The 13,197-nt window shown below is 70.8% G+C and carries 13 protein-coding genes; 9 read left to right on the top strand and 4 right to left on the bottom strand.

Going from position 1 to position 13,197, the window contains the following annotated elements; translation table 11 throughout:
• Positions 1 to 8 precede the first annotated feature (8 nt).
• From ACLQ2R_RS12080 to ACLQ2R_RS12050, 7 genes are all read left to right on the top strand, one after another.
• On the top strand, positions 9 to 713 hold the full coding sequence (locus ACLQ2R_RS12080; RefSeq protein ID WP_425959517.1) for a helix-hairpin-helix domain-containing protein: 705 nt from the start codon (positions 9 to 11) through the stop codon (positions 711 to 713).
• 200 nt (positions 714 to 913) lie between these two features.
• Positions 914 to 3,610: a ComEC/Rec2 family competence protein gene (locus ACLQ2R_RS12075; protein ID WP_425959516.1), complete on the top strand. Its 2,697-nt coding sequence runs from the start codon at positions 914 to 916 to the stop codon at positions 3,608 to 3,610.
• A gap of 34 nt (positions 3,611 to 3,644) precedes the next feature.
• On the top strand, positions 3,645 to 3,974 hold the full coding sequence (locus tag ACLQ2R_RS12070; protein WP_425959514.1) for a PadR family transcriptional regulator: 330 nt from the start codon (positions 3,645 to 3,647) through the stop codon (positions 3,972 to 3,974).
• A gap of 2 nt (positions 3,975 to 3,976) precedes the next feature.
• On the top strand, positions 3,977 to 4,390 hold the full coding sequence (locus tag ACLQ2R_RS12065; RefSeq protein WP_425959512.1) for a DUF1048 domain-containing protein: 414 nt from the start codon (positions 3,977 to 3,979) through the stop codon (positions 4,388 to 4,390).
• A complete protein-coding gene (locus ACLQ2R_RS12060) occupies positions 4,390 to 5,211 on the top strand; it encodes an ABC transporter ATP-binding protein (protein WP_425959511.1) in 822 nt (273 codons plus the stop codon). The genes ACLQ2R_RS12065 and ACLQ2R_RS12060 overlap by 1 nt, the downstream gene beginning before the upstream one ends.
• Positions 5,208 to 5,969: an ABC transporter permease gene (locus ACLQ2R_RS12055; RefSeq protein ID WP_425959510.1), complete on the top strand. Its 762-nt coding sequence runs from the start codon at positions 5,208 to 5,210 to the stop codon at positions 5,967 to 5,969. Before ACLQ2R_RS12060 ends, ACLQ2R_RS12055 begins: the two co-directional genes overlap by 4 nt.
• Before the next feature lie 166 nt (positions 5,970 to 6,135).
• Positions 6,136 to 6,603, top strand: coding sequence for a nuclear transport factor 2 family protein (locus tag ACLQ2R_RS12050; protein WP_425959509.1), 468 nt, complete (start codon positions 6,136 to 6,138; stop codon positions 6,601 to 6,603).
• Between the two features lie 104 nt (positions 6,604 to 6,707).
• Here ACLQ2R_RS12050 and ACLQ2R_RS12045 read toward each other — a convergent pair whose 3' ends face one another.
• A complete protein-coding gene (locus tag ACLQ2R_RS12045) occupies positions 6,708 to 6,863 on the bottom strand; it encodes a hypothetical protein (RefSeq protein ID WP_425959508.1) in 156 nt (51 codons plus the stop codon).
• Between the two features lie 210 nt (positions 6,864 to 7,073).
• On the opposite strand from ACLQ2R_RS12045, the gene holA reads away from it, so the two are divergent.
• Positions 7,074 to 8,045, top strand: coding sequence for a DNA polymerase III subunit delta (holA, locus tag ACLQ2R_RS12040; protein WP_425959506.1), 972 nt, complete (start codon positions 7,074 to 7,076; stop codon positions 8,043 to 8,045).
• A 302-nt stretch (positions 8,046 to 8,347) separates the two neighbouring features.
• Here the strand turns inward: holA and rpsT are convergent, their stop codons facing one another.
• Both rpsT and ACLQ2R_RS12030 read right to left on the bottom strand, forming a co-directional pair.
• The gene (rpsT, locus tag ACLQ2R_RS12035) at positions 8,348 to 8,623 is read right to left on the bottom strand and encodes a 30S ribosomal protein S20 (protein WP_386231667.1); all 276 of its coding nucleotides are present in this window, start codon (positions 8,621 to 8,623) and stop codon (positions 8,348 to 8,350) included.
• A 178-nt stretch (positions 8,624 to 8,801) separates the two neighbouring features.
• The gene (locus tag ACLQ2R_RS12030) at positions 8,802 to 9,803 is read right to left on the bottom strand and encodes a hypothetical protein (RefSeq protein WP_425959505.1); all 1,002 of its coding nucleotides are present in this window, start codon (positions 9,801 to 9,803) and stop codon (positions 8,802 to 8,804) included.
• Between the two features lie 74 nt (positions 9,804 to 9,877).
• Here ACLQ2R_RS12030 and lepA point away from each other — a divergent pair, with 74 nt between their 5' ends.
• On the top strand, positions 9,878 to 11,710 hold the full coding sequence (gene lepA / locus ACLQ2R_RS12025; RefSeq protein ID WP_425959504.1) for a translation elongation factor 4: 1,833 nt from the start codon (positions 9,878 to 9,880) through the stop codon (positions 11,708 to 11,710).
• Positions 11,711 to 11,803: 93 nt separating this feature from the next.
• Here lepA and ACLQ2R_RS12020 read toward each other — a convergent pair whose 3' ends face one another.
• Complete coding sequence (locus tag ACLQ2R_RS12020) at positions 11,804 to 13,087, bottom strand: glycoside hydrolase family 18 protein (protein WP_425959503.1); 1,284 nt, start codon at positions 13,085 to 13,087, stop codon at positions 11,804 to 11,806.
• Between the last annotated feature and the right edge of the window lie 110 nt (positions 13,088 to 13,197).

Raw genomic sequence — 13,197 nt, 5'->3', positions numbered from 1 at the left:
GGCCCGTTGTGGAGACCGAGCCCGCCGCGCGGACGAGCCGGGCACCCGTTCCCCCCTCCTTCGAAGCGCTCAGGAAGGCCGTGGCCACCCAGGCGCCCGCACTCGGTCCCGGCCGGGCGGGCCTGCGCCTGCTGCTCCTCGTCGCGGTGACGGCCGCCCTCGCGGGTGGTGTCCACGCCTGGTGGTCCCGGCCCGAGCCCGAGCCCCTGGCGCCGCCGGTGCCGGTCTCGGGCGCCCCGCTCCGGGCCCCCGCCGTTCCGCGGACGCCCTCCGCCCCCGTCGCGGAGCTGACCGTTCACGTGACCGGCAAGGTCCGTCGTCCCGGGGTGATCACCCTGCCCGCCGGTTCCCGGGTCGCCGACGCGGTACGGGCGGCCGGAGGCGTCCGCGGCTCGGCCACCACCGGATCGCTCAACCTGGCGCGCAGGCTCGTGGACGGTGAGCAGATCGTCGTCGGCGCCCCGAGCCGCGCCGCCCCGGTGACGGGTCCGCATCCGTCGACCCCGATGGACCCCGCCTCCGCCGTGGTCGATCTGAACGCGGCCACTCCCGAGCAGCTCGAACTGCTTCCGGGCGTGGGCGAGGTGCTCGCCCGGCGCATCACGGAGTACCGGGACGCCCACGGGGGTTTCCGCACCGTCGAGGAGCTCCGCGACGTGAGCGGCATCGGCGACCGCAAGTACGCGGAGATGCGGGACAAGGTCCGGGTATGAACCGCCCCCGGCTCCGTACGACGCCCGTGCCCCGGTCCGTGCCCCGGTCCATGCCTGGGTCCATACGCCGGTCTGCATCCCGGTTCGCGTCTCGGTTGACGTTCCTGTCCGAATCCCGGTTCGCGGCCCGGTCTTTGCTCCGGGTCGCGCGCTGGTCCGCGCACCGGTCCATGTACCGGCTCGTGGCCGCGGTGACCACCATGACCGCTGTGACCGCCATGACCGCCACGTCGGCCGGCACGACCGCCGCCACGGCCGGGGAGCCGGGGGACCGGGAGCGGAGGTGGTTCCCGTACGGCGCGCATCTGGTCCTGCCCGCGGTCGCCTCGTGGGTGACCGCGCTCGTCCTGCTGGGCCACTCGGCCGCGACCGGTGCCGCGGTGTCCCTCCTCCTGGCCGCAGGAACGGCGGCCGTGGCCGTTCTGGCCCGTTCCGGCAGGACGGCGGGCTCGCGGAACGCGCTGATCGCGGTCCTGGGATGCGCGGCCGCGGTCGCGGGATCGGTGGCCTTCCGGGTCCACGCGGCCGGTACGGGACCGGTGGCGGAGCTCGCCGGAAGGCACGCGTCGGCCGTGGCGGAGGTGGTGACGACCGACGACCCCCGGGAGCTGCCGAGGTCCGCGGGGCCGTTCCGGCGCGAGAGTTTCGTGGTGCCCGCCCGGGTCGAGTCGGTCGGGGCGGGGGAGGAGCGGGTGAGGCTGAGGGCCTCGGTGCTGCTGTTCGTCTCCGGCGCCGAATGGCGGCCGCTGCTGCCCGGCCAGCGGGTCGAGATCAGGGGACGCTTCGCTCCGGCGGACCCCGGTGAGCTGCTCGCCGCGGTGGTGCTGGTCAGAGGGGCGCCACGGATGCTGGGCGGCCCCTCATGGGAGCAGCGCGCCGCGGGAGCGGTCAGGGCGGGGCTGCGGGAGGCGGCCGATGTGCTGCCACCGGCGCAGCGCGGGCTGCTGCCGGGCCTGGTGGTCGGTGACGTGTCCCGGATGCAGGAGCAGGTCAGAGCCGATTTCAAAGCCGCGGGCCTCAGCCATCTGCTCGCCGTCTCGGGGGCGAACCTCGCCGTCGTGGCGGGGACGGCGGTGGCGCTGGCCAGGGTGGCCGGGCTACCGCTCGCGGCCCGGGCGGCGCTGGCGTTGACGGCCATGATCGCCTTCGCGGTCGTCGCCCGCCCCTCGCCCAGCGTGCTCAGGGCACTTCTGATGGGCGGGGTCGCCGCCGTCGCCCTTGGCACGGGCCGTTCCCGCGACGGTGTCGCCGCCCTGTCGGTGACGGTCCTCGGCCTGGTCTTCTTCGTGCCGGAACTGGCCCGGTCCTACGGCTTCGCCCTGTCGGTCTCCGCCACCGCGGGCATCCTGGTCCTCGCCCCGCGCTGGCGTGACCGGCTCTCGGCCCACCTGCCCCGATGGCTCGCCGAGGCGACCGCGGTGGCCGCCGCGGCGCAGGTGGCCGTCACCCCCGTGCTGGTCCTGATGTCGGGGCAGCTCACGCCGGTCGCCGTGCCGGCCAACCTGCTCGCGGGTCCCGCCGTCGCCCCCGCCACCCTGATCGGCTTCGCGGTCGCGTTGGTCGCACCCCTGCACCTGGAGACGGCCCGGTTGCTGGTCCGGCCCGCCGGGCTGGCCACCGGATGGATCATCGAGGTGGCGGAGCGCGCCGCGGCGTTCCCGTCGGGCACGATCCCGTGGCCGGGCGGAGTCACCGGGTTGCTCCTGCTGGTGGTCGCCGTCCCGCTCGCCGTGCCGACCCTTCGAGGCAGGCGGTCCCGCCGGATCGCCCTGGCGGCCGTCACCGGACTGGTCCTCACCGCGACGCTGGTCACACCGATCGTGGCCCGCTGGCCCCCTCACGGCTGGTTGCTGGTGGCCTGTGACGTCGGGCAGGGGGACGCCCTGCTGGTCGCCGCCGGGCCCGGGCGGGCCGTCGTGGTGGACACCGGGCCCGATCCGGTGAGCGTGGACCGCTGCCTTCGTTCCATGGGGATCGAGCAGGTGCCCCTGGTGATCCTCACCCATCCGCACCTCGATCACACGGGAGGACTCGACGGTGTCCTTCGCGGACGCGAGGTGGGGGCGGTGGTGGTGACGCCGTACGGCGTCCCGGAGGGCGAGGGGGCGGAGGCGGGTGACGGGGCGAAGGCGGGCGACGGGCACGCACGTGTGGGCGACGGGCCGGCTCGTCGCCGCGTGACGGAGTGGGCGGCGGCACCGGGGACGACCTGGCGGTTCGGTCCCTCGGAGCTCACGGTCCTCGGCCCGGAGACCGGCAGGGCCCCGCCCGGCGCGGGGGAGGGGGCGGCCGTCAACAACACGAGTGTCGTGGTGCACGTCCGCTGGGCCGTGGGATCGGCTCTGCTCAGCGGTGACATCGAGACCGAGGCCCAGGCGGAGCTGCTGCGGCGTGGCCTGCCGCCCGCCGACATCCTCAAGGTCCCCCACCACGGGTCGGGCAGGTACGACCCGGCCTTCTTCGCGGCTGCCGGGGCTCGTGCCGCGCTGATCAGCGTCGGCGCGGGCAACGACTACGGGCATCCGGCACCGTCCACCCTGGCCGCGCTGCACCTGCTCGGCACGCGCGTCTACCGGACGGACCTGTCAGGTGACCTGGCGGTGGTGGCCCGCGACGGAGCGCTGGCGATCGTCGTCCGGGGACGCGCGGTCCCGGCGGCGGGGGCGGCAAGGACGGTGAGGGCAACAAGGGCAGCGGGCAGCAGAGGAGGCGGGGATGGCGAGAGCGGCGGGGAGCGGCAAGCGTGGCAGGGGAGGCGGGGGCGGCGGGGGCCGAGGGGGCCGAGGGGGCCTGAGCTTCCTCGGAGTCGCTCGAACCTCGACGAAGCCGTGCCCTGTCGTCTCCCAGCTATTCAGCATTGCTATGTACCGGTAGTCGGTGTTACTTTGTACCAGTAGTCAGCAACACCAAGTAGCTGAAAGGAGGTGCCCCATGGGCAAGCAGATGACGGAGATGCTCAAGGGAACGCTGGAGGGCATCGTCCTGGCGATCCTGTCCGTCCGGCCCGCGTACGGCTACGAGATCACGGCGTGGCTGCGGGATCGGGGCTTCTCCGACATCGCCGAGGGCACCGTCTACGCGCTGCTGGTCAGGATCGAGCGACGCGGTCTCGTCGACGTGGAGAAGGTTCCGTCCGAGAAGGGGCCACCGCGCAAGGTGTACTCCCTCAACGCCCAGGGACGGGAGTACCTCGACGAGTTCTGGAGAACCTGGAGCTTCCTCACGGAACGACTCGAACAGCTCCGAGAAGGAGGGAGATAGGCATGGACACAGAATCGAACGAGCCGAAGAGCCGCTACCGGCAGTACCTGGAGGTGGTCACCGGGTCGCTGGAGGACAAGAGGCGCTGGCGGCAGTACAAGGCGCGCGTCAAAGGACTTCCCGAGGGCTACCGCACGGCGGTCGAGGCGATCGAGCGGTACCTGATGCACTTCGGTCCGGGGGACGGCTCCGAGGCGGCGTCGATGTACGAGGACCTCGCCGACCTGTTCGAGCAGAGCGCGGCGAGCGGAACCCCGATCCGCGAGATCGTCGGGGAGGACCCCGTGGAGTTCGTCGAGGCGTTCGTCCAGAACTACCCGACGGGGCGCTGGATCAGCCGGGAGCGGGAACGGCTGACCGACGCCATCGAGCGGGCCACCGGTGAAGGCACCGGAAAAGAAGAGGGGACCCTCTGATGACGGCACCACAGGCCCGGGCGATCCACGTGCGGGGGCTGGAGAAGTCGTACGGGGAGCTGCGGGTGCTGCGCGGTGTGGACCTCACCGTCGCGCGGGGCAGCATCTTCGCCCTGCTCGGCTCGAACGGGGCGGGCAAGACCACGGTCGTGAAGATCCTGTCCACCCTACTCAAGGCCGACGCGGGCACGGCCGGCGTCAACGGTTTCGACGTCGCCACGCAGGCCGGGGACGTGCGGGAGTCCATCAGCCTCACCGGGCAGTTCGCCGCCGTCGACGAGATCCTCAGCGGGCGGGAGAACCTCGTGCTGGTCGCCCGGTTGCGGCACCTCAAGGACCCGGGCAGGATCGCCGACGACCTGCTGAGGCGCTTCTCGCTGACCGAGGCGGGAGTGCGGAGGGTGGCGACGTACTCGGGCGGCATGCGCCGGCGCCTCGACATCGCGATGAGCCTCATCGGCGACCCGCCGGTCATCTTCCTCGACGAGCCGACGACCGGGCTCGACCCCCAGGCGCGCATCGAGGTGTGGCAGGCCGTCAGGGAACTCGCCGAGCGGGGGACGACGGTCCTGCTCACGACGCAGTATCTGGACGAGGCCGAACACCTCGCCGACCGGATCGCGATCCTGCACGAGGGCCGGATCATCGTGAACGGCACCCTGGCCGAGCTCAAGCAACTGCTCCCGCCCGCCAAGGTCGAGTACGTCGAGAAGCAACCCACCCTTGAGGACGTCTTCCTCTCGCTCGTCGGTGACGGCGGCGGGAACAGCACGCGGGCGACGACCACGACACCGGCACGCGCGAGTGAGGAACACCGATGAGCGGGCACTTCCTCGGCGACACCGCCGTCCTGCTGGGACGATCCCTGCGCCACGTCACACGCAGCGTGGACACCATCGTCACGACCGCGATCACCCCGATCGCCATGCTGCTGCTGTTCGTCTACGTGTTCGGCGGCGCGATCGACACGGGGCCGGTCTCCTACGTGAACTACCTGTTGCCCGGCATCCTGCTCATCACGGTCGCCTCGGGCATCGCCTACACCGCGTTCCGGCTCTTCCTGGACATGAAGAGCGGCATCTTCGAGCGATTCCAGTCCATGCCGATCGCGCGGTCGTCCGTGCTGTGGGCACACGTGCTGACCTCACTGGTCGCCAATCTGATCTCGCTCGTGGTCGTCGTGCTCGTCGCCCTGCTCATGGGCTTCCGCTCGGGGGCGGGAGTGGCGGCGTGGCTCGCGGTCGCCGGCATCCTGATCCTGTTCACCCTGGCGCTGACGTGGCTCGCCGTCATCGCCGGCCTGTCCGCCAAGTCCGTGGACGGCGCGAGCGCGTTCTCCTACCCGCTCATCTTCCTGCCGTTCGTCAGCTCGGCCTTCGTGCCCACCGGCACCATGCCCGGCCCGGTACGCGCCTTCGCCGAGCACCAGCCGGTGACCTCCATCGTCAACGCCATCCGCGACCTGTACGCCCAGCAGCCGGTCGGCACCGACATCTGGGTCGCCCTCGCCTGGTGTGCCGGCATCCTCGTCGTCGCGTACGCCTTCGCCATGAACACCTACCGCCGCAAGATCGCCTAGGACCGGGCCGCTCGTATCCGTCCCCAGGAGTTCGGCGGTGGTTTGACAAATGAATCGTACGGCGTACGGTATGTCGTACGGTTCATATCGTGCCCCCCGGACGGCCTCTGTGCGGTGGCAGTGGCGACCGAGGTCCGCGGGGCGTCGTCGGCGAAGGAGCAGACAGATGACAGAGATCCAGGAATCCCCGTTCGGCGGCGGTGCCTTCACGCCGAGCGCCGAGGACCGGGAGAGCATCGAGGCGTGGTTCGCCCTGTACGACGCGCACAGTGCGAAGGGCGACGTCGAGCGGATGGCGGACATGGCGATGTTCCCGCTCAACGTGGTGACCGACGGCCCCGACGGCGACGGCCTGGCCGACCGCTGGACGAGGGAGCGGTTCACGAGCACCATGGCCGAGGTCATGGGAGGGGGAGGGCCGGGCGAGATCGAGATGCGGTCGGTCCGCACGCCGCACTTCCTGACCGCGAACCTGGCCGTCGTGGTCACCGACGCGACGGTGACGACGAACGGCCAGACGTACGAAATGCGTTACGCGGACCTGCTGACGAAGTCGGGTGGCAGGTGGGTGTTCCAGACCATGGTGCAGGGCGGATGGGCCGACGCCTGGAAGGAGGCGCCGGCGAGCGCCTGACCGGCCGGGGAGATGGGGTGGCCGACGGGGACGGCCACCCCGTCCGGCGTGGGACGGGGTGGGACGGCGTGGGGGCGGGGTGGGGCGGGGGGGACGGCGTGGGATCAGGCCCGGGAGCCGGTCGGGTGGCGGAACTCGGTGTCCACGTCGGCGGCGTAGACCGACCGGCCGCAGCGCGCGCAGCGGTACATGATCGGGCCTTCGTCGAGGGCCGTTCCGCAGCGGGGGCAGGCGTGGCGGCGAACAGTGGAGCTTGTCATGGTTCTCACCTCCTTGGCTGGTTACCAGGGTGCCCCGGGGCGCCTGCATTCCGATTGCGAACGGCTTGCCGCCCCGGCCGCGAGCGCGGCGGTGTGCCGCCTCGGCGGCAGGGGAACGCCTGTCCTTCGAGGCCGGAGAAGGCCGGGAGAAAGGCCGGGAGAAGGCCGGGCGTTGGCCGGTCGCCGCGGATACGTGGCATGCTGCTCGGCATGGCGGCAACCGATCCGGCACCCGTGATCCTGATACTCGGCGACGAGGAACTGCTGGCCGACCGTGCGGTCGGCGAGGTGACCTCGGCCGTCAGGGCGGCCGATCCGACAGCCGAGGTGTACGACCTCCCCGGCGCCAAGGTGGAGCCCGGGGAGCTCACCCGCATGACGTCGCCCTCGCTGTTCGGCGAGGGGTCCGTGGTGGTCATCCGCTCGGCCCAGGATCTCGTCAAGGACGTCGTCACCGAGGTCGTCTCCTATGCCGCCCGTCCCGCGGAGGAGACCGTGCTCGTCCTCGTCCACCCCGGAGGGGTGAAGGGCAAGGCGCTCGTCGACGGGGTCAGGAAGGCCGGGGCCCGGGTGGTTCCGGTCACCAAGGTGACCAAGCCGGCCGAACGGCTGGCGTTCGTCAAGGCGGAGCTGAAGGGGGCCGGGCGCACGATCGGGGCCGACGCCACCGCCGCGCTGCTCGACGCGGTCGGCAACGACCTGCGCGAGCTCGCCGCCGCCTGCAGCCAGCTCGCCTTCGACACTCCCGGCAAGACCATCGACGAGGCCGCCGTCGCGCGCTACCACCGGGGCAGGGCCGAGGTCAGCGGGTTCACCGTGGCCGACTCGGCCGTCGAGGGACGCCTGGGTGACGCCCTGGAGCAGTTGCGCTGGGCCCTGTCGACGGGGACGGCCCCGGTCCTGCTGGTGAGCGCGCTCGCCGGGGGGCTGCGCTCGCTGGCGAAGGTGGGCGGCGCCCCCAGGAACCTCCGGGGCGCCCAGCTCGCCGGCAGGCTCGGCATGCCCCCCTGGAAGATCGAACGGGTCCAGCGGCAGCTGAACGGCTGGGGTCCGGAAGGGCTCGCCCGGGCGATCCAGGCCGCCGCCACCGCCGACGCTCAGGTGAAGGGCGGTGGCGCCGACCCCGCGTACGCGCTGGAGCACATGGTCCAGACCGTGGTCGCCAACCGTACCGGGCGATAGAGGACCGGAGACGCGAGCCGAGGAGACCCACCCGGGGGAGGCCTGGGGCGGCCCGGGGTGGCACAGGTCTCGGAGGACCTTCGCCACCGGCCCACGCCTTTACCGAGCCATCGGCGGGTGACCCTCGGGGTGTGAGTCTCAGGAACCCTCAGGGACTCAGGAACGCCTCGGGAACTCGGGAACGCCCTGGGGACCCGGGAACGCCCCGGGGGCCTGGGAATGCCACAAGTACGTGAAACGCCCCGGGAACGCAGAAACGCCACACCCCCGGAAAGGGGTGCGGCGTTCGCGGAGCCTGGATACTACTTGGCGGCCGACGACAGGGCGGCGGCGCGCTGGGCGATCGCCGACTTGCGGTTGGCGGCCTGGTTCTTGTGGATGACGCCCTTGCTGGCGGCCTTGTCCAGCTGGCGGGCGGCGGCGCGCTGGAGCACGACCGCGTCGTCGATGTTGCCCTGGTCGGCGGCCTCGCGGAACTTGCGGATGGCCGTCTTCAGGGAAGACTTGACAGCCTTGTTACGCAGCCGGGCCTTCTCGTTCTGCCGGTTGCGCTTGATCTGGGACTTGATGTTCGCCACGAAGAAGCCTCGGTGAATGTCGTTGGATGGGGCGCGCGGGCAGAGAGGGCGCGCCACACGCAGTTGACTAGGCTACCAACTGCCGAGGTCGCCGCTCAAATCGACAGGCCAAGGCAGAGGGATGCCTGATCAGTTTAGCGTGTGGTCACGGCGGTTCGGACCACGGTCTCCATGATCCTCACGGCTTGAACCAGAACCTGTCGTACTCCGCCCAGTCCTCCTTGGTGGCCGCGAAGTCCACGTACATCGCCAGCCCGAACCGCTCACGTGGCCTTCCGTGCGTGGTCAGCGCCAGCCGGGCGCCCCGGGCCGCCTTCTCGACGCTCTCGGCGGAGTCGGCCCAGGCGACGCCGTGGTCGTGGTAGGCCGGGGCGCCGATCAGCAGCGTCTTCTCCTCGGGGACGAGCCCCAGGGCCAGCGAGGACTGCCGCACGACGTAGCCGCCGTAGACGGCGGGGTAGGGAAGGTAGGAGTCGTAGGTCATGATCGCCACCTGGTCGACGAGCTTCACGACCTGGCCGAAGTAGCCGGGCGACCAGTACTTGTCACTGCCCGTGACGGCCCGCGCGGCCGGGCGGACGAGCGGGAACGGCTCGATCTGCGGGGTCGAGGTGGACAGCAGGCCGTCGCCCAGGATCGCGCGGGTCCTGACCAGCAGGTCGAGGAAACTGGTGTCGCCGTCGCCGATCGGCTCGAAGTTGTAGTGGACGCCGTCGAAGCCGAGCGCCTTGATCGCCCGCGCGCCGTCCAGCACGCGCTGCCTGGAGGCGGCGTCGTCGAGGTCCAGGACGCCGTCGACCTTCTGGCCGAGCCAGGCCGAGACCCTGACCTTGGGCAGCTCCCTGCGCCACCATTTCAGGAAATCGGCCGCCTTGGGATACCTGGCGGCCGGGAGTGTCCCGTCGCGGTCGAACGGGCCGGAGTGGACGTACACGTCCCTGATCCCGGTCCTGCGGAGCCGGGCGGCGAGCGCCCGCACGTCCCCGGCCTTCTTGCGGCCGTCGACCCAGGCGTGACCGAGCCAGAGGGCGTCGTGACCGGTCGTCTTGGCCCAGCGGGCCGGGGTCCCGGTAAACTGCAGGGTGAGGGTGGCCACGGCCACCCCGGGAAGCGCAAGGAGCAGGGCCGCCACCGTCGCGAGGAACCGCAGGCCGCGCCGTGCTCTGGTCCGGGCAATCACCCGGACATGTCACCATGGAAGACGGCTGGCATGCCAGCCGTATGATCGTCATCAATCTGTTGAAACGGACCCCGGTGCGCATTCAGCCTGGCCAGACCGACCCCGCTGTGCTCCGCAACTTCTGCATCATCGCCCATATCGACCATGGCAAGTCGACCCTGGCCGACCGCATGCTGCAGATCACCGGGGTGGTCGACGCCCGTTCCATGCGGGCCCAGTACCTCGACCGGATGGACATCGAACGCGAGCGCGGCATCACGATCAAGTCGCAGGCGGTCCGGCTGCCGTGGCAGGTCGGCGAGACCGACTACGTGCTCAACATGATCGACACTCCCGGGCACGTCGACTTCACCTACGAGGTCTCCCGGTCCCTCCAGGCGTGCGAGGGCGCGATCCTGCTGGTCGACGCCGCGCAGGGGATCGAGGCGCAGACCCTGGCCAACCTCTACCTGGCCATGAACAACGACATGACGATCATCCCGGTGCTCAACAAGATCGACCTGCCCGCGGCCCAGCCGGAGAAGTACGCCGCGGAGATCTGCCACCTCATCGGCTGCGAGCCCGAGGACGTGCTGCGCGTCTCCGGCAAGACCGGCGTGGGCGTACGGGAGCTGCTGGACCACGTGGTCGACAAGGTCCCGGCCCCGGTCGGCGACGCCGACGCGCCCGCCCGCGCGCTGATCTTCGACTCGGTGTACGACACCTACCGCGGCGTGATCACCTACGTCCGGGTCATGGACGGCCACCTGGGCAAGCGCGAGCGCATCCTGATGATGTCCACCACCGCGGCCCACGAGACGCTGGAGATCGGCGTCATCTCGCCCGAGCCGAAGATCGCCGACCAGGGTCTGGGCGTCGGCGAGGTGGGCTACCTGATCACCGGCGTGAAGGACGTCCGCCAGTCCCGGGTCGGCGACACGGTGACCTCGGTGGCGCGTCCGGCCCTGCGGGCGCTCAGCGGCTACGACCACCCCAAGCCCATGGTCTTCTCGGGCCTCTACCCGATCGACGGCGACGACTACCCCGAGCTCCGCGAGGCCCTGGACAAGCTCCAGCTCAACGACGCCGCCCTGGACTACGAGCCCGAGACCTCCGCGGCGCTGGGCTTCGGCTTCCGCTGCGGCTTCCTGGGGCTGCTCCACATGGAGATCGTCCGCGAGCGGCTGGAGCGGGAGTTCAACCTCTCGCTCATCTCCACCGCGCCCAACGTGATCTACCGGGTGATCATGGAGGACGGCAAGGAGGTCGTCGTCACCAACCCCTCGGAGTTCCCCACCGGCAAGGTGGAGAAGGTCTTCGAGCCGATGGTGAAGACGACCGTGCTGGTCCCCTCGGAGTTCATCGGCGCCATCATGGAGCTCTGCCAGAACCGCCGGGGCAACCTGCAGGGGATGGACTACCTGTCCGAGGACAGGGTCGAGATCCGCTACACCATGCCGCTCGGCGAGATCATCTTCGACTTCTTCGACCAGCTCAAGTCCCGCACCCGCGGGTACGCCTCGCTGGACTACGAGCCCTCGGGCGAGCAGGAGTCCGACCTGGTCAAGGTCGACATCCTGCTCCAGGGCGAGGCGGTCGACGCCTTCAGCGCCATCGTGCACCGGGACAAGTCGTACGCCTACGGCGTCGAGATGGCCAAGAAGCTGCGCGAGCTCATCCCCAGGCAGCAGTTCGAGGTGCCCATCCAGGCGGCCATCGGCGCCCGGGTCATCGCCCGCGAGAACATCCGCGCCATCCGCAAGGACGTCCTCGCCAAGTGCTACGGCGGCGACATCTCCCGTAAGCGCAAGCTGCTGGAGAAGCAGAAGGAGGGCAAGAAGCGGATGAAGATGGTCGGCCGCGTCGAGGTGCCCCAGGAGGCCTTCGTGGCCGCGCTCTCCACCGAGTCCTCGTCGCCCAAGAAGTAGCGGCGGGCCGGGGCTCGTTCACACCGGGAGCACGGCGAACGGGGCCGTACGGGATGTCGATCCCGTACGGCCCCGCCCCGTGGGAGGGGTCGCTCAGCGCAGGACGCGGTAGAGCGCCGTGGTGAGCGACGCCTTGGTGTCGTCCTGGTCGATGGACCACATCATCGATCCGCCCAGGCCCTTCAGGCGGATGTAGGCCGCCTTCTGCGTCAGCGAGGCCGGGTCGTCGTAGGACCAGAACTCGTTGCCGTCGTAGAGCCACACGGACCCGGTCAGCAGGTCGCGGTAGCGCTTGCCGGGCTTGTTCACCAGGATCTTGTAGTCCTCGTTGCCGGCCGCGAAGGTGCCGGGGGCGGGGCCGGTGGCGGTGCCGTAGAGGCCGTTCCTGCCGCCGGTGACGCCGGTCCAGCCCTGGCCGTACGCGGGCACGCCGACCACGATCTTCCTCGCCGGGGCGCCGCGCGTCAGGTAGTCGCGGACGGTCTGGTCCACGCTGTACCTCACCGGGTTCGGGTCGCGCCGGTCGTTGAACAGGTTGCCGTTGTGACCGGTGACGGTCTCCCAGGGGCCGTGCAGGTCGTAGCCCTGGACGGTGGCGAAGGTGAGCTGCCTGAAGACGTCGCGCACCTCGAAGCCCGCGTCGATCTTCGCGGCGGCGGCGGGCAGGAAGGCGGTCAGCTCGCTGCGCCGGTCGAACCCGTTCATCTGGCGGCGCAGCTCGGTGACGAACAGGGTGAAGTTCCGCTTGTCCTCGGGACGGATGACGTTGCCGTCGTTGCCGGAGGAGCCGGGCCACTCCCAGTCCAGGTCGATGCCGTCGAACACGCCCGCGCCGGCACCGGCGGGGGCGCCGGGCAGGTTGCCCTTCAGCCACAGGTCGATGCAGGAGGAGGCCAGCCGGGTGCGGCCCGCGGGGGTCAGCACGGCGTCGGAGAAGTACTTCGAGCCGGTCCAGCCGCCCAGGGAGATCAGTGCCTTGAGGCCGGGGTGCCTGGCCTTGAGCTTCCTGAGCTGGTTGAGGTTGCCGCTCAGCGCCTGGCCCTCGGCGTCGGCGACGCCGTCCACGCTCTGCTCGGCGGGCACCGGACGCTGCCAGTCGGCCCACGGGTCGGCGGAGTAGCAGTCCCCCTCGGGGTTGACGAAGCCGAAGGCGTAGTTGACGTGGGTCAGCTTGGCGGCGGCGCCGCTGGTGTCCATGTCCTTGACGTGGTAGTTGCGGCCGTAGACGCCCCACTGGATGAAGTACGCGACCCGCTTGAAGCGGTCACCGCTCTCCTGGGTGGCCTGGGCGTTCGCGTGGGCCGGGACGGGCGCGGCGACCGCCGCGAGACCCACGGCGAGAACCGCCGCGATCATGTGCCGGAGGAGTCTCTGCACGGGCTTCTCCACTGCTTGGAATAAGTAACTTATAGGAAACTTTCCTTTAAGTTTTCACGGATCGTAGACCTGGGTGATCGGGGCGTCAACGGTGGACGGCGTTTTGACAG

It is taken from the genome of Streptosporangium sp. DT93 (assembly GCF_049844535.1).
In the GTDB taxonomy this organism is placed as follows: domain Bacteria; phylum Actinomycetota; class Actinomycetes; order Streptosporangiales; family Streptosporangiaceae; genus Streptosporangium.
This window is presented reverse-complemented; position numbering and strand designations above follow the sequence as displayed.

Bases quoted from the DNA above. Each gene is read 5' to 3' on its own strand.
- ACLQ2R_RS12050 (WP_425959509.1), top strand. From the start codon at position 6,136: ATGACAGAGATCCAGGAATCCCCGTTCGGCGGCGGTGCCTTCACGCCG.
- ACLQ2R_RS12055 (WP_425959510.1), top strand. From the start codon at position 5,208: ATGAGCGGGCACTTCCTCGGCGACACCGCCGTCCTGCTGGGACGATCC.
- ACLQ2R_RS12075 (WP_425959516.1), top strand. From the start codon at position 914: ATGACCGCTGTGACCGCCATGACCGCCACGTCGGCCGGCACGACCGCC.
- holA (WP_425959506.1), top strand. From the start codon at position 7,074: ATGGCGGCAACCGATCCGGCACCCGTGATCCTGATACTCGGCGACGAG.
- ACLQ2R_RS12060 (WP_425959511.1), top strand. From the start codon at position 4,390: ATGACGGCACCACAGGCCCGGGCGATCCACGTGCGGGGGCTGGAGAAG.
- ACLQ2R_RS12045 (WP_425959508.1), bottom strand. From the start codon at position 6,863: ATGACAAGCTCCACTGTTCGCCGCCACGCCTGCCCCCGCTGCGGAACG.
- ACLQ2R_RS12070 (WP_425959514.1), top strand. From the start codon at position 3,645: ATGGGCAAGCAGATGACGGAGATGCTCAAGGGAACGCTGGAGGGCATC.
- ACLQ2R_RS12065 (WP_425959512.1), top strand. From the start codon at position 3,977: ATGGACACAGAATCGAACGAGCCGAAGAGCCGCTACCGGCAGTACCTG.